This window comes from Myroides odoratimimus, assembly GCF_001485415.1.
GTDB lineage: Bacteria > Bacteroidota > Bacteroidia > Flavobacteriales > Flavobacteriaceae > Flavobacterium > Flavobacterium odoratimimum.
Genome location: NZ_BCMQ01000020.1, coordinates 23973 through 43766 on the forward strand (window position 1 = coordinate 23973; position 19794 = coordinate 43766).

Consider the following 19794-nt stretch of genomic DNA (forward strand, 5'->3'; position numbering starts at 1 on the left):
CATTAAACATGATAGCAGTATGAATACCCCACTACATCATATCGGATTTCTATTATTACCTCAAGTACAGCTACTGGACTTCGCAGGGCCGAGTGATGTATTCAATACTGCTAATCAAATCATGGTTCGCACAGCTACATCCGCACTTACTCAATATCAAATCCACTTAATCTCTGGAACAGTAGACAAAAGTGTACTTACTAGTGCAGGCATTAGTGTACAGTGTGATTATACCATTTATGACCAACATATTCCATTAGATACGTTACTCATCGCTGGGTCTAAGGCAGACCTAACGCATGACTATGATCCTGCTGTATTGCATTGGATAAAGGGAATACAACCTACTGTAAAGCGTATAGGTTCTATCTGTATAGGAGCTTTTTTACTAGCCAAAACAGGATTATTAACCAATAAAAAAGTAACTACACACTGGCAATATGCTAAAGTGCTTCAAGATACTTACCCTTCTATTCGACTGACCTATGATCACTTTTATATCAAAGATGACAATATCTATACTTCTGGAGGAATTACTTCTGGTATAGACTTAGCTCTAGCCTTAATAGAAGAGGACAATGGATATACCCTAGCCTCTGATGTATCACGATATCTAGTAGTAAATCTAAAAAGAACAAACACACAAGAACTCTATAGTACATTAATACCCACTGATATAGAACTAACTCCTTTAGTTAGAAAAGTAAAACAGTATATCACAGATCATCTAACTCAGCAAGCAGTGACTATTGCAGAACTTGCAGATCATGTCTATATGAGTGAACGCAACTTTTCTAGGGTATTTAAGAAAGAAACAGGAATGACTCCAGGTGCTTTTAATGACTGTGTGAGAATAGAATATGCTAAGCGTTTATTAGAATCTACAACTTACTCTATAGTAGAAATAGCTACTCAAGTAGGATATACTTCTGATCATGTATTTAGAAAAGCATTTGTCAAACTAGTCAAAGTCACTCCTACTCATTATAGAAGTGTTTTCCAATCTACGAGAATTAACCTTTAGCATTTAGTTACCCAACTAAATAATCACGAATAACCTAAGACAATACCGATATCGAAGCCAACCTTCGACAGATCTCCTATTGCCTTTTATCAACAGTAAAATATGACAACAACAAACCGCCCCCTTAATGTAGCCTTTATCATTTTTGATCAAGTAGAAGTACTTGATCTAAATGGTCCATTAGATGTATTCGTCAAAGCGAATGTACTTAAACCCAACAGTTATAATCATTACTTAGTCTCTGCTACGAAAGAAGTGGTCAAAACAGAAGCGAATACTACGCAAATAGTACCACAATACAGCTTCGAAGATTGTCCTACACCTGATATCATAGTGTTACCAGGAGCTAACCCTGACATCGTCATGAACTATCTACAAGACGAGTATTTTCAGAATACCTATACTTCTTGGATCATAAATCAACATCAGCAAGGTGCAATGTTATTTACAGTCTGTACAGGTAGTCTACTGATGAGTAATACGGATGTATTCGATGGCTTAGAGATAACGACACACTTTATGGCACTAGAGGCTCTTAAACAAGCTACCCCTAAAGCTAAAGTAATAACGGGTGTGCGCTATGTAGATCAAGATACTGTATTGACTACTGCAGGTATCACAGCAGGTATAGATGGTGCTCTATACTTAGTCAGCAAACAGCTTGGTGAAGAAATAGGTCAAACGATCACCCAATTATTTGAATACAAATCATAAAACCAAAAGGCGACTTAATTACTAAGTCGCCTTTTATAGCTTATCAAAAAAACGAATCCAGTCATGAACAATAAAACAATCATGATAACAGTCGAATTAAAATGACTGCCTTACAGTTTCTAATTTTCTTCTAGAATATACCCATTAATTTTAGCAGTATTGATTTGTACATCTAAGACATAATTCTGTAAATCAATAATCTACTCAACAATAGATTCCCTTCTACAATCTTTCTAACAATTAAACTTATTCTTAAAGAACTGTTTAAACAACTTCGCTTCTTCTTTTTGAGAAATAGGTAATTCATAACCTCCAGTGAAATTCACTATTTTTGTATTAACCTCTAGTACTTCAAATTCTATAGTACTCTTATCATTAAAAGAAAAAGAGAACACAACACCTAACATGATCAATTTAGCTTTCTTTAAATTCATATTCGTAACAAAGATAGGATCTCCATAGGTAGTTAATTCAGAGTCTATAGGTACGATAATAATCTCTCCTGTTCCCTTGTTAAAAGCGACCATATAGCTATAATAGGTAGTACGACTCGCTACTATATAATTAGAATGCTTACTAGTCTTACCATACACTATTGTATACTCTTCTACATCGTCTCGATTAAGTGCTTGTCTTAAAAAAGACTTCATCTTTAATTTCGTTTCTTTATTATCTTCTTCAGATCCAATAAAAAACTTTTTAATCATGTCCATGATTCCACTCATAGGTTTTCTTTTCTTTTAAATTCATATCTATCTTATGTTCATCCCTTATAGAACAACCTTAATTCTAGTAACAAACCGAATTATCGAACTCTAAAAACACCAACATAAAACTTATTTTTTAATAAAAAAAACAATCATTTTCTAAAATAAAAACGAAAACAAAAAAATAAAACACTTCTCCTTCTTAACACAAACTCTTTATAGACATACTATTACTCTTTCACTACCTACCTTACTATCTTCTTTTTAATGACTTCTAAGTACAACTAATATATATCCATAGTATCTCCGTTATTTAAGTCAAAAAAACGGACTCACTACGGACTCATAACGGACTCACTACGGACTTACCCCAAAACAAAATGCACTCACTCCAAAAGTAAAATAGCCTCTAATACTTCTGCAATAGAAGTACTAGAGGCTATGTATATATTTTAAAAATCCTTATTATTAATCGTAACGAATCGCTTTTATAGGGCTAATCTTAGTAATCATATACGATGGGATAAGCAATACTAAAAATGCAATGACTACTACTCCTAAATTTAATAAAAGCACATCGCTAAATCGAATCAAGACAGGGGCTTCTCTCACATAATATGCTGTAGAGTCTAACTTAATCAAACCAAAATACTGTTGTATATACAATAATCCTAATCCTATAAGATTACCATAAAGTAATCCTTTTACTATTAGGTAAGTCGCATTGTATAAAAACACTTTTCTAATCGTCCAGTTATCAGCACCCATGGCTTTTAATATTCCGATCATCTGTGTACGCTCTAGTATTAGTACTAATAAAGCTACTATCATATTAATAGACGCTACCGCAATCATAATAATAATGATAATCTTTATATTAAAGTCAAACATATCTATCCAACCAAATACATTGCTATACTTGTCTACAATAGTCTTACTGTCTACAGTAGAAGGTAAATTCACATAGAACTCTTGCCCTTTTTGTTCAATCTGATCAAAGCTATTTAAAACTACCTCAAATCCTCCTACCTCATTTGCCTTCCATCTATTCAGGCGCTGTACATGCTTTATATCACCTATTACAATATTTGCATCGAACTGCTGTAATGCCGAATTATATATCCCTACGATCTCAAACTGGCGAACATTTGGAATCTTATTTCCCCATTCTTTCATAAAGTAAGTCGTGATTTTATCCCCTACTTTAAAGTGCATTCTATCTGCTATATATTGAGACAGTAGTACTTCATTACTCATTCCATCAGCCGACTTCGGCAATCTCCCTTCTACTAGGTAATCCTTAATCTCGTTTAAATCATAAAGAGAGTCTACTCCTTTATAAATAATTCCCTCAAAAGAATCCTCTGTTCTTATAATACCAGCCTTAGAGGCATAAGACTGTATTTTCTTTACTCCTTCTATATTCTTAATATCATCAGACTGTACTACACTTACATCTATCGGCTTAAGTGTAATATCTGTAACATTACTATCATAATTAGTTATTACGATATGACCGCTAAAAGCTGAAATTTTATCTCTAATTTTGTATTTCAATCCTAAACCTGTTGCAACAGAGATAAGCATCATGATCATGCCTAATGCAATAGCTGTAATTGCAATTTTAATAATTGGTGCGGATACACTACTTTTATAGTTCTTAGTAGTGACAAGTCGTTTAGTTATAAAATATTCTAATTTCAAAATAAATATGATATCGAATTCAAGTTTCAAAAATACATTATTATTCTTAGTCTGTCTATTAGCACTAAGTGTTAATTTTAATACTTATGCAAAAAACACCTCTAATACACATGATAATAACAATACTATCTCAGTAGGAGCCGAACGATTATCTGCTTACTTTGAATTAGTAAAAGGCAAAAATGTAGGAGTACTGACTAACCAAACAGGAGTGATTAAGAATGCTGATGGTTCTTATACCTCTACAGTGGACTTCTTATTAGAAAACAAAGTGAATGTAAAGAAAATCTACGCTCCTGAGCACGGCTTTAGAGGTACAGCTGATGCTGGTGAACTAGTAAAAGATGGCAAGGATATGAAGACAGGCTTACCTATCATTTCTCTATATGGGAATAATAAAAAACCTTCTGCTGATCAATTAAAAAACATAGATATTATGTTATTTGATTTACAGGATGTAGGAGCGAGATTCTATACTTATATTTCTTCTCTACACTATCTAATGGAAGCGTGTGCAGAACAGAACATCCCTGTGATCGTATTAGACAGACCTAATCCTAATATCGCGATTATAGATGGTCCTACACTAGATATGAAGAATAAAAGCTTCGTAGGGATGCACCCTATTCCTGCGATGCATGGAATGACAATAGGAGAATATGCTAAAATGATCAATGGAGAGAAATGGTTAGCGAATGGAGTACAGTGTGACCTGACTGTAATCTCTGTAGATAACTATACTAGACAGATGAGCTACTCACTACCCGTAGCACCTTCACCTAATCTACCTAATGATCAGGCTATAAATCTATATGCTAGTTTATGCTTCTTCGAGGGGACTAATGTTAGCTCTGGTAGAGGGACAGACTTACAGTTTCAGGTATATGGTTCGCCTTTCTTAACGAAAATGCCTTACCAATTCACTCCTAAGCCTAACGCTGGTGCTAAAGACCCTATGAACAATGGTAAGCTGTGCTATGGAGAGAATTTGTCTAAAGAGCATAAGGTGTCTAAAATAGAACTAAAATGGTTGTTAAAAGCATACAATAGCTCTACGAATAAAGATAAATTCTTTACTAACTTCTTTATAAAACTAGCAGGTACTGCTGACTTAAAAGCGCAAATCACAGCTGGTAAAACAGAGAAAGAAATTCGTCAATCATGGCAAAGTGGGTTAGATAAATTTAAGATTACACGTCAGCCTTATTTACTATATCACAACTAACTTATAAACTTCAACAAAAACATTGAAGAACAAAATATTTATATCGCGCAAAACCTTTATGGCAATCGGAATCGTTATTCTAATGATTACGATAGGTGCTATATATATGTTGAGTTCTTCTATTAATCAGAGCAATGAAGACACTTATAAGTATATCACTTCTAAAAACTTTTATCAGAAGTTACGTTCGTTAGAACTAGAGTTTAATAAAATAGATCGTCATCTAAACTCTCTAGACTATATCACTAAAAACACTCCGATAGGTCAACTTTCTCTAAAGTATGAGACGCTTAATCAGATGTATAACCTAGATGGTGTAGTCTCTCTAAACTGGTACTTCAGAGTAAATCAGAACAATGAGATTATAGAGGCTCATATAGGAAGGGATAGAGAGATAGATAAGGATAATATATTCAATAAAATAATCTTAGCGAACCCTGATCATTCTCATAAAAACACTTTTGTAGAACAAAATGGTTTCCAATACTGGCTGATGTATCACAGTACGCCTATCGCCAATAACGAACGACTCATCTACGGTATCGTAGTAGATATGGCACTATACCATAAATACCTAACGAATATAGATGTGACGACACCGAACTACGCTTATATATTCACTAAAGACGGGCTATGCATTTACCATCCAGAAGATAGTCTGATGGGTAAAAATGTATTTGAGCTTAGTAACTTCTCTGCTCAAGATACCGTCCGAAAAACAGATCCTGCTAATCCTCCTATCGTTAACTCTGAGTACTTAAACTTAGAAGTATTCCGGTTTATCAGTCCTTTTAAATCCGAAAACTTCTCTGGTTATATTACAGTCAACTTTCCAAAGTTTAACGTAGATGATAATATCAAACCGATCAGACGCAATACGATTCTTATCTTTCTGACAACTGTAACTATTCTATTCTCTCTGTTTTATATCTTCAGTATGGCGAATAAGAAAGCCTATCTAGAGAAAGAGTTATTAGCTGTAGAAAATGAGAAGATTAGCAAAGAGAAAGCTTTAATTCAATTGCAACAATTAAAGAATCAGATCAATCCTCATTTCTTATTTAATTCGTTGAACTCTCTCTATATGCTCATAGAGCTAGAGCCTAAAACAGCACAGAAGTTTACATTAAATTTAAGTAAAACTTACCGTTACTTAATAACACCTCCTGCAGAAAACATTGTAGACATAGAGAATGAAGTAGAGTTTATAGAAAAGTATATCACGCTACAGAAAACTAGATTTACGAAAGAATTACACTTTGATTTACTCGATCAAAGAACAGAGAAATCACATCAAAAAATCCCGTTTTTAGGATTACAAATCTGTGTAGAAAATGCGCTTAAACACAATATAGCTACTACAGAACATCCTTTATTTATAGAGATATTAATCCATGATGATGAAGTAATTATCACGAATAATTATCAACCTAAAAAGACTACTTCAGAGAGTGAGCTTTTTGGTCTAAAATACTTAGATTCAATCTATAACTATTATAACGTTATCGGATACGAGACAAAATGTGAAGAAGGTAAATTTATTTGCATTTTGCCTTTGATCAAATGTTAAAGTTATCCACTCACTCCCCTATTCCATCCATTCACTCCCAAAAATTTTAAGCATAGAGGTAAGTCAGTTAGTTTTATAGTGACTTAATAATAACTTAACATAACAATGGATAAAAACACGGTTAAACTAAGTATCAGTGCTTTAATATTTTCTTACTGCCTGGCACAGGTACCACCAGCCTATGCTGCTAAGAAAAAGAACACCCCAAAAACTGAAAAAACAGTAACCACAGAAAAAGACTCAACAGATAGTAAAAAAAATAACTATGCTGACCTAATCAAAAAGGGAGTCTATACTAAAGGGATGTTTAATACGATTCAGGTAAAAACTGATATCTATTTTGAAATCCCAGACAGCTTACTAAACCGTCAATTTTTAATTGTTAATAAATTATCTCAGGTTCCTTTAGAAGTGAATGATGCTGGTGCAAATACTGGTATGAACTATGAGAATAAACTGATTACGTTTCACAAAGATACCATTGCAAAAAAAGTATGGGTTAAAACAATCACCCCAAGAGTTTCTTCTCCAGCTGATGATGCAATTACTAAATCAGTAAAAACAAACTTTATAGAATCAGTACTAGAAGTATTCGACATTGAAGCTCAAAGTCCAGACTCTACAGCTACTGTAATTAAAGTAAATAAAGTTTTTGACGGAAATCAAAAAAGTTTTAATGATGTATTAAATGGACTAGGTCTTCCTACGTCTATTAAAACAAACTTATCTTATATAGAGGGAGTAAAGACATTCCCTGAGAATATCGTAGTTAAATCCCTATTAACAACAAGTGTTAATGAAGGTTCTGGAGACTTACCTGTATCTTTAGGAGTAACGAGTAATATCGTATTACTATCAGAGAAACCGATGCAACCACGTATAGCTGATAAAAGAGTAGGTTACTTCACAGAGAAACATTGGTTCTTCAGTGATGCGCAACACAAAATGAAAGAACAAGAGTTCATCACGAAGTGGCGCATGGAACCAAAAGAAGAAGATGTAGAAAAATATTTAAGAGGTGAACTAGTAGAGCCTAAAAAACCAATCGTATACTATATAGACCCTGCTACTCCACCCCAATGGAGAGCTAAAATTATAGCAGGGGTACACGATTGGCAAGTAGCATTCGAAAAAGCTGGTTTTAAGAATGCAATTATTGCTAAAGAACCTACTGAAGAAGATAAAGATTTTGATATCGATGATGTACGCTATTCTGTAATAACGTATGCTGCATCTCCTAAATCTAATGCCATGGGACCATCTGTAATAGATCCTCGTAGTGGAGAGATTATCGAATCTGATATCATCTGGTGGCATAATGTAATGACTTCTGTACATAGCTGGATGCGTATACAGACAGGTCCTATTGATCCTAAGGCTAGAGCAAATAAGTTCACTGATGAACATATGGGAGAAGCTATACGCTTCGTATCATCTCATGAGGTTGGACACACTTTTGGTCTAAAACACAATATGGGTTCTTCTTATGCATTCCCTGTGGATTCTCTACGTTCAAAAGAATTCACTGATAAAATGGGAGGTACTGCTCCATCTATTATGGATTATGCTCGTTATAACTATGTAGCACAACCAGAGGATGGTGTAACTGCTATCACTCCGCAGATCGGTCTATATGACAAATATGCTATCGAGTGGGGTTACCGTTGGTATCCAAATCAAGAAGAAGAAAAAACTGCACTTCGCAAAATGATAGAAGATCATCAGGATGATCCTATGTATTTCTATGGAGAGCAACAAAGTTCACTAAACATCGTAGATCCTCGTTCTCAATCAGAAGATCTAGGAGATGATGCTATGAAAGCTAGTGAATACGGATTAAAGAATTTAAAAATAGTAGTAGATAATATTATTCCTTGGACATACGAAGAAGGAGAGGATTACTATGAAGCTGGTAAATTATACATGGGAGCTATAGGACAATGGCAAATGTATAATCAACATGTGTTAAACAATATCGGAGGGGTTTATTTAAACCATGCAGTATACGGAAACAACAAAAAAGCATACGAGCCTGTCCCTTACGAGAAACAAAAAAGAGCAGTAGAGTATTTGGCTAAAAATGCTTTACAGATTCCAACATGGTTGTTCTTTAATGAAGTAGTAGAAAACACATATAGCTTAAAAGACTCTCCTGTAGGTCCATTCGAATACTCACCATATTCGTTAGCTAGAGAACTACAATATTCTACTCTGTACTACACCCTAATGGATGAGCGTTTATTGCGCCTATTAGAAAATGAAGTACAACAAGTAGAATTAGGTAAAGAGAAAAACTTTACGATAAATGATTTGTTTTCAATGCTTAATAGTGAGATTTTTGCACCCACAAAAAAAGGAAAGAGTTTATCTATCCTAGAGCGTATGACTCAAAAGAACTATGTGGATGCTCTAATCATAGATGTAAACAAGCTATTCGAAAAGACTAGTAAAAAAGGTTTACTAACTGCGCACTCTCTTCAGTTCCCTACTCTATGTAATCATGTAGAAGAGGATAACAAGTTGAGAAACATTAATTACACTGTAATGAAGCGAGTATCAGAAGTTACTTCTTACAAGAAAAGTGAATTAATGAACATCAAAAACATTCTGAATAAAAAGAAAAATAACGGAGATAAAGCTACTCGTGCACACTATGCTGATCTAATCAATAGAATAAACGAAGCTTTAAATCTATAGAAATAAACTAACCCCAATTTTATTAAAGGAAACATGAAAAAACTTTTTCTCCTTTTCTCACTCCTTACTATTTCTCTTGCCTTCGCGCAAGAGAAAAGAGTGATCACTGGTCTTGTCCAAGATAGCGTGGACAAGCTAGGATTACCTGGTGCCTCAGTAATTGTAGAGACACAGACAGTGTCTAATGCTACATCACAAGCAGGTATCGTAGAAAGTACTAGTATTGGTACTATGACTGATTTTGATGGTAACTTTACCTTAGAAGTACCACAGGATACTAAAAGCATTCGTATCAGTTTTATCGGATATGAATCTAAATTAATCACTTTAAATACTAAAGGTCATTATGTAGTGACTTTAGGTGCTGATCCTGATATTTTAAACGAAGTGGTTATCACAGGATACCAAACAATCGAAAAAAGAAAACTTACATCATCAGTGGCTCAAGTGAGTATGGCTGAAATCAACCAAAATGGTGTAGCTAGTGTGGATCAGATGTTAGCTGGACAAGTAGCTGGTATGTCAGTAGTAAATCAAACAGGGTCTCCTGGAGCTCCTGCTAAGATTAGAATACGTGGTACGGCTTCATTAAATGGACCACAAGATCCATTATGGGTACTAGATGGTATGCCACTAGAAGGTAATGACGTACCTAACTTTAATGATAAAGATAATATCGATCAGCTACAAAACTTCTCTATTGCAGGATTAAACCCAGACGATATACAAGACATTACGATTCTAAAAGATGCTTCTGCTACTGCTATCTATGGTGCTAGAGCTGCTAATGGAGTAATCTTAATCACTACTAAAAAAGGTAAAAAAGGTGAGATGAAAGTAAACTTCACTGCTAATACCTTTGTGAATGAGAGACCTGATTTCAAGAAATTGAACTTAATGAACTCAGATCAAAAAGTTGACTTTGAATTAATGTTAGCAGGTAGATCTGATATCTATAACGATCGATCTAATCAAGGTGAAGTAATGCGTATCTTGAATGGAAGCAATGAATTAGATATGTATAGAAATGGTGGCTTTGATGCATTATCATCAGCTACTCAAGCTTCTATAAATAATCTTAGAAAAACTAACACAGACTGGGGAAAAGAAGTATTTCGCCCTACATTCAACCAACAGTATGGTTTAAGCTTATCTGGTGGTAATGATGTGTCTGATTATTACTTTTCTCTTGGATACTTTAACGAAGAAGGGACAACTATAGGTACTGGTTTTGAACGTTATAATATTACTTTAAAAAACAATTACCAAGTAAGTGATAAACTTAAAGTTGGTATTGGTTTATTCGGTACACAATCTAAAAAGAAAAACTTCGTAACAGATATTGATTCAAGTATCAATCCTGTAAATTATTCTAGAAATGCTAATCCATACTTATCTCCATATAACGAAGATGGAAGTTATATGTATGATAAAGATATCAGTGGGTTCAGTGATAGATATGTACCTTTTAACTTTGCAGAAGAAAGAGCAAATACAAGTTATGAATTAATAAATAAATCATTTAAAGCAGTATTTGATTTAGAGTATCAAATATTAAATGACTTAAAATTAACATCTCAATTAGGTCTTCAATTAGATAAAAACGATACTGAAAAATATTTAGGTAAAGAAACATACTCTACGCGTAAATTCAGAGAAGGAACTAGGTATTGGGATAGTAATGCTAAGGAATTTAAATACTTCTTACCTGATGGAGGTATTATAGAGAACTTTAATGATGATAGTTTCCAATACAACTGGAAAACACAGGCTACTTATAATGCAATCTTCAACGATATGCATGAAGTAGATGTAATGGCTGGTATGGAAATCAGAAAAACAGATAATACAATTATTAGATCTAAAGGATTTGGATATGATGCTCATACCCTAACCACTAAACCTATTATCTTCCCAGAAGGAAACGTTGATGCTACACAAAAGTTATATGAAACGTACAAAAAAACAAGAAATGAAAATGCATATGCTTCTTTCTTTGCTACTGCTTCTTATACCTTCAATAGAAAATATACAGTATTCGGAAGTGTACGTGCTGATGGATCTAACTTATTCGGTGTTGACCCTAAATATAGATATGTTCCACTATGGGCTGTATCTGGATCTTGGGATGTAACTAGAGAGAAGTTTATGGAAAACTTAGATTTTATAAGTAATCTTCGCTTACGTGCATCATATGGACTACAAGGTAATATTGATAGAACTACTTCTCCTTTCTTAATTGGAGACTATAGTACATCTACTATCTTACCTGGTTATCCAGAAAGCACAATTCAAATTAGTTCAGCTCCAAATGGAACATTGCGTTGGGAGAAAACAACGAATACAAACTTTGGTTTTGATTTAGGGTTATTCAACAATAGAATATCGATAGCTGTAGATGCTTATAACAGAAAAAGTACAGACTTAATCGGTTTAAGAGCACTTCCTTTAGAGACTGGATTTGAGTGGACAAATATGAACTGGGCTCAAGTAACAAATAAAGGATATGAGATTGCTATTACAACTAGAAATATCTCTACACCAGACTTCTCTTGGACAACTACATTCAACTTCGCTCGTAACAAGAGTAAAGTAGACAAAATACAAGTATTCGATACTGAAACGTTACCATCAAGAGAAGGATTACCTGTTAACTCTGCTTTCGTTATTAAAACAGCTGGTTTTGATGATAAAGGGAACTTATTATTCTGGAAAGATGGTGCTAAAGTAAGCGGAACTGAGTTCTTTAAATTAAGTGACCCTATGGCTGACTTTATGCCAGGTTATATGGTTCAATCAAGTTTAACAAATGAAGAATATAGAGACTTATTCACTTATGCTGGTGATAGAGATCCTAAATTTACTGGAGGTCTTATCAACACAGTAAGAATCAAAAATTTTGATCTAACAGTGTCTGCTGCCTTTAACTTAAAACAAACTGTGCAAGCAACACCTTCATACAATATGGCTAAAGTAGACCCAGGAAGAAATTATACTACTGATCTATTAAATACCTGGACCCCTAATAACCCTAATGCAACATTACCTGGAATTATTGGAAATGATTATAATGGGAACTACACAGATAATGACAACTGGATGTTAGCAAAATGGTTTGATGGAGGTGATCATGGAAGTTCATATAAACATTTAGACATTTGGACTAAAGAAATTAGTTATATCCGAATCAGTAGTATTCGTTTAGGATATACTCTACCAAAGGATCTATTAAAAAAGATGAGAATAGACAATGTACGTTTTACAGTTGAAGGACGTAACTTATTTGTATTTGGAACGAATTACAATGGCTATTTCGATCCAGAGACTTATGGTAATATTTATACTCAACCTATTCAAAAGTCGTTCACTTTAGGGTTAAACGTTACTTTCTAAAAACAGACTAATCATGAAAAAATTAATATTAATACTTAGTAGTTTATTCTTTGGGTTAACAACTGTTAGTTGTGATAGCTTTTTAGATATAGAACCAGAAGGAAAAATCATACCTAAGACAACTGAGGATTACAGAAAGCTGATGACTACAGCATACTTCAACTATCCTAAACATAAATCAACTAGTAATTTCCGTACTGATGAAGTAAGGATAGTTATGGATGAGGGATCAACAAACTTTATTTCTGTAAAAGACATCTACTCATTCCAAGATGTTAATCCTCATAAACAAACTAAGAGCTTTGGTTACTCACAGTTTTATAAATCAATCTTCTATACAAATGATTTGATTAATAATGGAGTAAATACCATGCAAGCTGGAGATCAAAAAGAACAGTTGTTAGGAGAAGCTTACGGGTTAAGAGCTTTAGCATATTTTGACCTTGTAAATTTATATGCAAAACCATATAACAAAGCTACTGCTTCAACGGATTTGGCAATCGTAATATATCTTGAACATGATATTGAAGAGCGCAAAAAGAAATCGACTATGGCAGAAGTTTATGCTCAGATTCATTCAGATATTGACAATGCTAAAAAGCATCTAAAAGTAACTATTTATGAAGCAGGGCAAAATTATCGTTTCACAGTAGCCGCAATATACGCTTTAGAAGCAAAAGTAAATCTATATCAAAAAGAATACGAAGCAGCTCTTATAAGTGTAGATAAAGCTTTACAATACAAAAGTACATTAGAGGACTTAAATAAAGATCCTAAAACGTCTGTTGCTAGTTTTAAATCAGTAGAATCAATATTAGCTTTAGAAGAAGGCCTTGATTCTGAATTAAAGCCTACAGCATTACTTTCTGATGAGCTTTACAATCTTTTTGATAGAGAAAATGATCTTCGCTTTAATGCTTCTTTCGAACTTGCAAAAGGATCTTACATTAGCAAAAAAACGGGGACAGCTGAAATGAAAGCTTCATTCCGTACTGCTGAATTATATATGATTAAAGCTGAAGCATTAGGTCATTTAAATAGATTATCTGAAGCGAAAAGCGCAATTGAGAAATTGATAGTTAGTAGATATAAGCCAGAAGCTGCTGCAAAGGTAATACAGCAACTTTCTGGTTTAGATCAAAAAGGCTTTATCTCTTTTATACTTGAAGAAAGAAATAAAGAGTTCGCTTTAGAAGGTCACAGATGGTTTGACTTAAGACGTTTACATCAAAAGCAAATCATTCATAAATTTGGAGAAGACACGTTTATTTTAACTGAAAATGATTTGAGATATACGTTGCCTTTCCCATTAGAAGCAAGAGAAAACAACCCAAATCTATAGTCTTCGCCAGACTCATAACCAAAAAAGCCACTCGATATGAGTGGCTTTTTTAATATCCTCCATCCGTTCTTATAGCCTAAAGCTCTACTTGCTAAGTATAAATTATATTTTATACTTTTGTACAAATTTATCACCACATGAAAATTGCTATAGTAGAAGACGAAAGCTTAGCTTCAAATTACTTACATTCTTTGCTTTTAAAACAAGAGCACCTTTCTATAGATGATATAGTTATCTTATCATCTGTAAAGGAAGCTACTGCCTTCTTTTTAGCAAATAAAGTTGATTTGATTTTCATGGATATCCATTTAGGTGATGGAAAGAGTTTAGAAATATTCGAACATATAGAGATAAAAACACCTATTATCTTTATTACTGCTTATGATTCTTATGCTATACAAGTGTTTAAGCAGTTCACGATTGACTACATACTGAAACCATTTACTAGTGAAGAATTAGATGATGCTCTAATTAAGTTTAAAGAGATTAGTAAACAATTTGAGATTGCTCCAACATTAGATAGTTTAGCTAAAATAGAAAATGGGAATGATTCTTCAATCAAAGAACGTTTTCTAGTAAATAATGGACATAAACTAAAGTCTATAGAAAAAGATCAAATAGCGTACTTTGTTGCTTCTGGTAAACATTTATTCCTGTATACTTTTGATAACAATTCATACATCTATGATGATACAATAAAAGATATTATTAGTAAACTAGATAGTAAAACCTTCTTCAAAATAAATAGAAAGTATATCATTAATATAAAATCAGTAGCTGATATTATTAAACATAATAGTCAAAAAATAGAACTTAAGATTACTCCAAACCCTGAAGATGAGTCTCCTATTTTAGTAAGTAAAAACCAAATACTAGATCTTAAAACTTGGTTGAGTTAATTATTCATACACTCATTATTATAAAGGCTAAATTTTCTAATACTTTTAAGATAACTCAGTACTTATAATTGTTATATTTGAGATAACACAATAACATAAACTAAAAAAATATGGATTTAGGTGAGCGCTTAATCAACTTTGTTGATACGATATTAGATATGTTTAACGCTATAAAAGGTTATTTAGAAAATGCTGTAGCTTTTTTTGAAAAACTAAAAAACAAAATCTTAGAACTTCTAGAGTATTTTACTGAACAAGTAGAAGACATCACAGAAGAAAACTTGAAAGCATTAGAAGAAGAGCACTTCTTCATCTAATACTTATTTTAATATAATTCGTCTCTTCATCTCCTCTACTACTTCATAAGCAGCAGGACATATCGCTACATTTTTAAGTGTAAGATTAGATATCTGATTAAACTTCTTTCTATCTGTGTGAGGATATTCACGACATGCTTTAGGTCGAACTTCATATATCATACAGTAATTTTCATTATCTAAAAATGTACAAGGGAGACTCTGTAAGACATAATCACGATCCTCATCGATATATAGGTATTTATCTATAAATTGCTGAGGTTTCATTTTTAAATGCTTAGCGATACGTTCTATATCCGCATTCGTAAAAAGAGGTCCAGTTGTTTTACAACAATTAGCACAACTCAAACAATCTGTTTTCTTAAACACATTGTCATGTATTTCTTGCATTTGATAATCTAAATCTTTAGGTGCTTTCTTTTTTAGTTTATCAAAATACTTTTTATTTTCATTATGCTTATCTTTGGCCAACTTGGGAAGTTGTGAAAGTGTTTTATCCATTTGTATTCTTTTGGATACAAAATTACAACAACTCTACTTTAATTTTAAAAGAAAGATTAAATAATGAAAGACCTTTTAGGAAAAGCTATTTTAGATTTTCAGACAAATAATCATCCACAGAATGTAATCACCGAAACAGATATCTCTGAAGCAGAAGAAATGGATATTGCTTATCTATTTAGAAGTTATAAAGAGATGCCAAAGATCGAACAGAAGGCTCTTAACCTAGCTAAAGGAAGAATACTTGACGTAGGATGTGGGGCTGGTACTCACTCTTTTTATCTACAAGAAAAAGGAGCTGATGTAAAAGCTATAGATATTTCTCCTAACTCTATAGAAGCTTGTAAACTAAGAGGAATCAAAAATACATCAGTTCAAAATTTACTAGATTTAACAAACGAAAAATTCGATACCATTCTACTATTAATGAACGGTACAGGTATCTTCGGAAGATTAATAAATACAACTAAGTATCTACAGCATTTAAAATCTTTATTAAACCCTGGTGGGCAAATACTAATTGATAGTTCTGATTTAATCTATATGTTTGATGAAGACGAAGATGGAGGTAAATGGATACCAATGGAAAATAAAGATTATTATGGAGAATTAACCTTTACTGTTGAATACAAAGGAGAAATTGATGATCCCCTTGAATGGCTTTATCTTGATTATAACACACTCCAAAACGCTGCTCATAGCAATGGACTAGAATGCGAACTTATTACAGAAGGTGATAACTATGATTATCTAGCAAGACTAAGTATTCAATAAATCGAACAATAAAAAAAGCTCTATGTTTTCACACAGAGCTTTTTTTATTATTCTTGCATATACTTCATCATAATACCTTGTAGTCCTACTGCCCACTCCTCACCAACTTTTTGACCTTTTTCAAAAAGCACTTCACTCTTATCACTAAGTTTTTTACCTACTGGAGACTCATAAAACTGTATAAGTTGCTTAACATCCTCATGACTAAATTCTGTCATATACATCTCTGCCATCTTATCTACTAAAACAACCATGCTTGCTTTTAATTCTTTTTCAAAATCTGCACGTTTAGTTTCCTCTACATTTAATGACAATTCTTTAGTTAACAATTCAAACGTCTTTAATTGTCCGCTCAAATCCATATACTTTTTAGTATCAGCTTTAAATGCATCTTGTGCAAAAGAAAACTGAGCTACTAATACCATTGCAAAAGCAAGTATTATTTTTCTCATAGTTTTTATTTTTAAACCTTCTTGTAAATTTAAAGCTATTTAAGGAATATCCAAATATTTATGTGTTTGAACAGAAATTTTCCACTTAGGGTTTTTCTTTACATAATCAACAATAAGAGGATTCATCTCAGCGCGTTTACTCCACTCCACTTGTAATAACAACAGTGCATCTTTATTAACTCTTGCTGCTTGCTCTTCTGCAAAAATGAAGTCATGCTTATTGTATATCACTACTTTTAATTCATTTGCTGCGTCATACACACTTTGAGTTGGTAATTTATTCTTTTTAGGAGATAAACATATCCAATCAAAATCACCTGTTAAATCATAAGCACCAGACGTTTCAATATTCGTTTGTAGACCCGCTTTCTTTAATTCGGCTGTAATTACATCTAAGTTATACATCAAAGGCTCTCCTCCTGTTATAACAGCTAAATTAGCTTCTTTACCAGCACGTGACACTATCTGTTGAACATCAGTTAAAGGATGTAATTCAGCGTCCCAACTCTCTTTTACATCACACCAATGACATCCAACATCACACCCACCTAATCTAATAAAATACGCTGCATGACCAGAATAAAATCCTTCACCTTGAATAGTATAAAACTCTTCCATTAGAGGTAATATTCTCCCTTCATCTAATGCTTCTTTATCGTAATCTTTCGTCATTTTACTTTTTACATTAAGACAGCAAAGATAAACGATAATAACATTCTAATAAGCAATAACAAAAAAAACTCAACTGTAAAATAACAATTGAGTTTTCTTGATATTTAATATTCTAATTATTGTAATGCTTTAATAGTGTTTTTTGCAAACTCATTTTGAGGATCTAACTCTAATACTTTATTAAAGAACTTAATAGATTCTGTATTCTCTTCTTGATTTGCATGATAAGTTGCTAATGAAGTATATGCTTCTATTACTCTGTCTTTATTATCGGCTTTATCTAAATCACCTGCTTCTGTAAGCTGTTTTATAAAGCCAGAATACGCTTCATATACTTTTTTATAAGCCTCATCGCCTTTAATAAGACGGTTAGTTCTAGCTTTAAAGAAATAAGCTTCAGCTAACTTTACATCACCTTCAATAGCTATTGCAAAATATTTATCAGCTTCTTTCAAAGATTGTTCATTATTCCCACTCTCATCATCTCTTCCTAATACATAATAACAATATCCTGCGTAATAATTATCGTACACATAGTTACTTTGTCCTTTAATACCTCCTGAAATCACAAATACATCAATAGCTTCTTTTAGGTTATTCTTTCTGAATAATTCTAGGCCTAATGCATGGAATTCTTCTGCTACTTCTGGATCTACTTTGATAGCTTGTTTTAAACTTTCTATGCCTTTAGCATAATATCCATTGTTCTCCTTAGCGATATTCAAGTAACTAACACCTAAATATAGATGATCTCTACCAATAGTTTTTTTCGCTTTTGAAATATACTTTTCTAAACCTTCTACAGCTACAGCATAATTAGCATTATGGTATCCAGCATAACCTAAGTATCTAAAAATACGATTATTCACTCCTTCTTCATTCTTAAGAGAATTAGCTAAGCTTTCTAATTTTGTGTACTCTCCTGTTACCAAAAGAAAATCAGCATACTTCATTCTTGCCTCAAGAGAGTTATCTGATGCACTGATATACTTTTGAAAATACTCTTCAGCTTTAACCATATTTTCCTCTTTTTTAGAACTATCCTGAACAGACCATAAATAGTAACTATCAGCAATTTCTCTTAATGCAGGAGCATACTTTGGATTAACAGCTAAAATCTCTTCACATGCTTTTATAGCCTCAGCAAAACCACGACCTCTTTTAGTGATGATAGCCAATTGTAATTTAGCATCTAGCAGTGACTCATCATAAGATATCGCGTTTCTAAATGCAGAAAAAGCCTCATTAAAATTATTTTCAGCCAAATAAGCCTTACCTAAGATATTGTAAGCATTTGCATTAGTATAATCAGCATTAATAACATCTTGAGCTATTGCTATCGCTTCTTTTGGTAATTTATTCTCTGAAGAAATATAAGCTGAAGCAACTAATAACTTTTCATCATAATCCTTTTTTCGAATACTACTTAAAGCTTTATCAAAATTCTCCTTCGCTAAGGATACATTGTTTTCTTCCAAGGCTAACTGTCCTAATCCAATGTAATTAAGAAAACCTTTACTCTTAATTGCTATACCCTTCTCAAAATAAGAGCGAGCAGATTCTACTTCATCTTCTAGTAAGAACACATCCCCTAGATAATAGTAGTTCTTACCATCATTAGGTTTACTTTCAACTAAAGACTTTAAAATAGCCTTTGCTTTATCATATTGTTCATCCTGAATAGCCTTCTTTGCTGTTTCTAAGTCTTGAGCAAAGCTAGTCGCACTAATTAGAGCTATTGCAAGTAATGATTTTAGATTTCTTTTATTCATAATCTAGATATATAATTTGATTTAACGATTT

The 19794-nt window shown here is 32.9% G+C and carries 16 protein-coding genes; 10 read left to right on the forward strand and 6 right to left on the reverse strand.

Annotated features, from left to right (window positions below):
• The first annotated feature begins 19 nt into the window (after positions 1-19).
• Positions 20-1024 carry a GlxA family transcriptional regulator gene (locus tag MODO_RS14555; protein WP_036496596.1) on the forward strand — a complete coding sequence of 335 codons (1005 nt, stop codon included), beginning with the start codon at positions 20-22 and terminating at the stop codon, positions 1022-1024.
• Between the two features lie 102 nt (positions 1025-1126).
• A complete protein-coding gene (locus tag MODO_RS14560) occupies positions 1127-1738 on the forward strand; it encodes a DJ-1/PfpI family protein (protein ID WP_006260580.1) in 612 nt (203 codons plus the stop codon).
• A 233-nt stretch (positions 1739-1971) separates the two neighbouring features.
• Here the strand turns inward: MODO_RS14560 and MODO_RS14565 are convergent, their stop codons facing one another.
• Positions 1972-2463, reverse strand: a complete 492-nt coding sequence (locus MODO_RS14565; RefSeq protein WP_006260579.1) for a hypothetical protein — start codon at positions 2461-2463, stop codon at positions 1972-1974.
• A 450-nt stretch (positions 2464-2913) separates the two neighbouring features.
• Positions 2914-4149 carry an ABC transporter permease gene (locus MODO_RS14570; protein WP_016650225.1) on the reverse strand — a complete coding sequence of 412 codons (1236 nt, stop codon included), beginning with the start codon at positions 4147-4149 and terminating at the stop codon, positions 2914-2916.
• 7 nt (positions 4150-4156) lie between these two features.
• Between MODO_RS14570 and MODO_RS14575 the strand changes: the two genes are divergently transcribed.
• The 7 genes from MODO_RS14575 to MODO_RS14605 all read left to right on the forward strand — a co-directional run bounded on the left by MODO_RS14575 (position 4157) and on the right by MODO_RS14605 (position 15592).
• On the forward strand, positions 4157-5374 hold the full coding sequence (locus tag MODO_RS14575) for an exo-beta-N-acetylmuramidase NamZ family protein (RefSeq protein ID WP_006260577.1): 1218 nt from the start codon (positions 4157-4159) through the stop codon (positions 5372-5374).
• 58 nt (positions 5375-5432) lie between these two features.
• A complete protein-coding gene (locus tag MODO_RS14580) occupies positions 5433-6944 on the forward strand; it encodes a sensor histidine kinase (RefSeq protein WP_006260576.1) in 1512 nt (503 codons plus the stop codon).
• Between the two features lie 105 nt (positions 6945-7049).
• Positions 7050-9641, forward strand: coding sequence for a zinc-dependent metalloprotease (locus MODO_RS14585; RefSeq protein WP_039328893.1), 2592 nt, complete (start codon positions 7050-7052; stop codon positions 9639-9641).
• A 33-nt stretch (positions 9642-9674) separates the two neighbouring features.
• The gene (locus tag MODO_RS14590) at positions 9675-13034 is read left to right on the forward strand and encodes a SusC/RagA family TonB-linked outer membrane protein (RefSeq protein WP_006260574.1); all 3360 of its coding nucleotides are present in this window, start codon (positions 9675-9677) and stop codon (positions 13032-13034) included.
• A gap of 13 nt (positions 13035-13047) precedes the next feature.
• Entirely contained in the window at positions 13048-14376 is a 1329-nt protein-coding gene (locus MODO_RS14595) for a RagB/SusD family nutrient uptake outer membrane protein (protein WP_006260573.1), read from the forward strand.
• Between the two features lie 137 nt (positions 14377-14513).
• Positions 14514-15275 carry a LytR/AlgR family response regulator transcription factor gene (locus tag MODO_RS14600; RefSeq protein WP_006260572.1) on the forward strand — a complete coding sequence of 254 codons (762 nt, stop codon included), beginning with the start codon at positions 14514-14516 and terminating at the stop codon, positions 15273-15275.
• A 110-nt stretch (positions 15276-15385) separates the two neighbouring features.
• Positions 15386-15592, forward strand: a complete 207-nt coding sequence (locus MODO_RS14605) for a hypothetical protein (protein WP_006257202.1) — start codon at positions 15386-15388, stop codon at positions 15590-15592.
• Positions 15593-15595: 3 nt separating this feature from the next.
• Here MODO_RS14605 and MODO_RS14610 read toward each other — a convergent pair whose 3' ends face one another.
• Complete coding sequence (locus MODO_RS14610) at positions 15596-16093, reverse strand: YkgJ family cysteine cluster protein (protein ID WP_006257203.1); 498 nt, start codon at positions 16091-16093, stop codon at positions 15596-15598.
• Positions 16094-16156: 63 nt separating this feature from the next.
• Between MODO_RS14610 and MODO_RS14615 the strand changes: the two genes are divergently transcribed.
• Positions 16157-16867: a class I SAM-dependent methyltransferase gene (locus MODO_RS14615; RefSeq protein WP_006257204.1), complete on the forward strand. Its 711-nt coding sequence runs from the start codon at positions 16157-16159 to the stop codon at positions 16865-16867.
• Positions 16868-16914: 47 nt separating this feature from the next.
• Here MODO_RS14615 and MODO_RS14620 read toward each other — a convergent pair whose 3' ends face one another.
• From MODO_RS14620 to MODO_RS14630, 3 genes are all read right to left on the reverse strand, one after another.
• Positions 16915-17319, reverse strand: coding sequence for a DUF2059 domain-containing protein (locus tag MODO_RS14620; RefSeq protein WP_006257205.1), 405 nt, complete (start codon positions 17317-17319; stop codon positions 16915-16917).
• Positions 17320-17358: 39 nt separating this feature from the next.
• The gene (locus tag MODO_RS14625; protein ID WP_006257206.1) at positions 17359-17991 is read right to left on the reverse strand and encodes a 7-carboxy-7-deazaguanine synthase QueE; all 633 of its coding nucleotides are present in this window, start codon (positions 17989-17991) and stop codon (positions 17359-17361) included.
• A gap of 116 nt (positions 17992-18107) precedes the next feature.
• Positions 18108-19763, reverse strand: coding sequence for a tetratricopeptide repeat protein (locus MODO_RS14630; RefSeq protein ID WP_006257207.1), 1656 nt, complete (start codon positions 19761-19763; stop codon positions 18108-18110).
• Positions 19764-19794 lie beyond the last annotated feature (31 nt).

What these genes read in the sequence shown, in the direction of transcription:
- MODO_RS14555 (WP_036496596.1), top strand. Translation starts at nt 20, where the DNA reads ATGAATACCCCACTACATCATATCGGATTTCTATTATTACCTCAAGTA.
- MODO_RS14560 (WP_006260580.1), top strand. Translation starts at nt 1,127, where the DNA reads ATGACAACAACAAACCGCCCCCTTAATGTAGCCTTTATCATTTTTGAT.
- MODO_RS14565 (WP_006260579.1), bottom strand. Translation starts at nt 2,463, where the DNA reads ATGAGTGGAATCATGGACATGATTAAAAAGTTTTTTATTGGATCTGAA.
- MODO_RS14575 (WP_006260577.1), top strand. Translation starts at nt 4,157, where the DNA reads ATGATATCGAATTCAAGTTTCAAAAATACATTATTATTCTTAGTCTGT.
- MODO_RS14580 (WP_006260576.1), top strand. Translation starts at nt 5,433, where the DNA reads ATGGCAATCGGAATCGTTATTCTAATGATTACGATAGGTGCTATATAT.
- MODO_RS14585 (WP_039328893.1), top strand. Translation starts at nt 7,050, where the DNA reads ATGGATAAAAACACGGTTAAACTAAGTATCAGTGCTTTAATATTTTCT.
- MODO_RS14590 (WP_006260574.1), top strand. Translation starts at nt 9,675, where the DNA reads ATGAAAAAACTTTTTCTCCTTTTCTCACTCCTTACTATTTCTCTTGCC.
- MODO_RS14595 (WP_006260573.1), top strand. Translation starts at nt 13,048, where the DNA reads ATGAAAAAATTAATATTAATACTTAGTAGTTTATTCTTTGGGTTAACA.
- MODO_RS14600 (WP_006260572.1), top strand. Translation starts at nt 14,514, where the DNA reads ATGAAAATTGCTATAGTAGAAGACGAAAGCTTAGCTTCAAATTACTTA.
- MODO_RS14605 (WP_006257202.1), top strand. Translation starts at nt 15,386, where the DNA reads ATGGATTTAGGTGAGCGCTTAATCAACTTTGTTGATACGATATTAGAT.
- MODO_RS14610 (WP_006257203.1), bottom strand. Translation starts at nt 16,093, where the DNA reads ATGGATAAAACACTTTCACAACTTCCCAAGTTGGCCAAAGATAAGCAT.
- MODO_RS14615 (WP_006257204.1), top strand. Translation starts at nt 16,157, where the DNA reads ATGAAAGACCTTTTAGGAAAAGCTATTTTAGATTTTCAGACAAATAAT.
- MODO_RS14620 (WP_006257205.1), bottom strand. Translation starts at nt 17,319, where the DNA reads ATGAGAAAAATAATACTTGCTTTTGCAATGGTATTAGTAGCTCAGTTT.
- MODO_RS14625 (WP_006257206.1), bottom strand. Translation starts at nt 17,991, where the DNA reads ATGACGAAAGATTACGATAAAGAAGCATTAGATGAAGGGAGAATATTA.
- MODO_RS14630 (WP_006257207.1), bottom strand. Translation starts at nt 19,763, where the DNA reads ATGAATAAAAGAAATCTAAAATCATTACTTGCAATAGCTCTAATTAGT.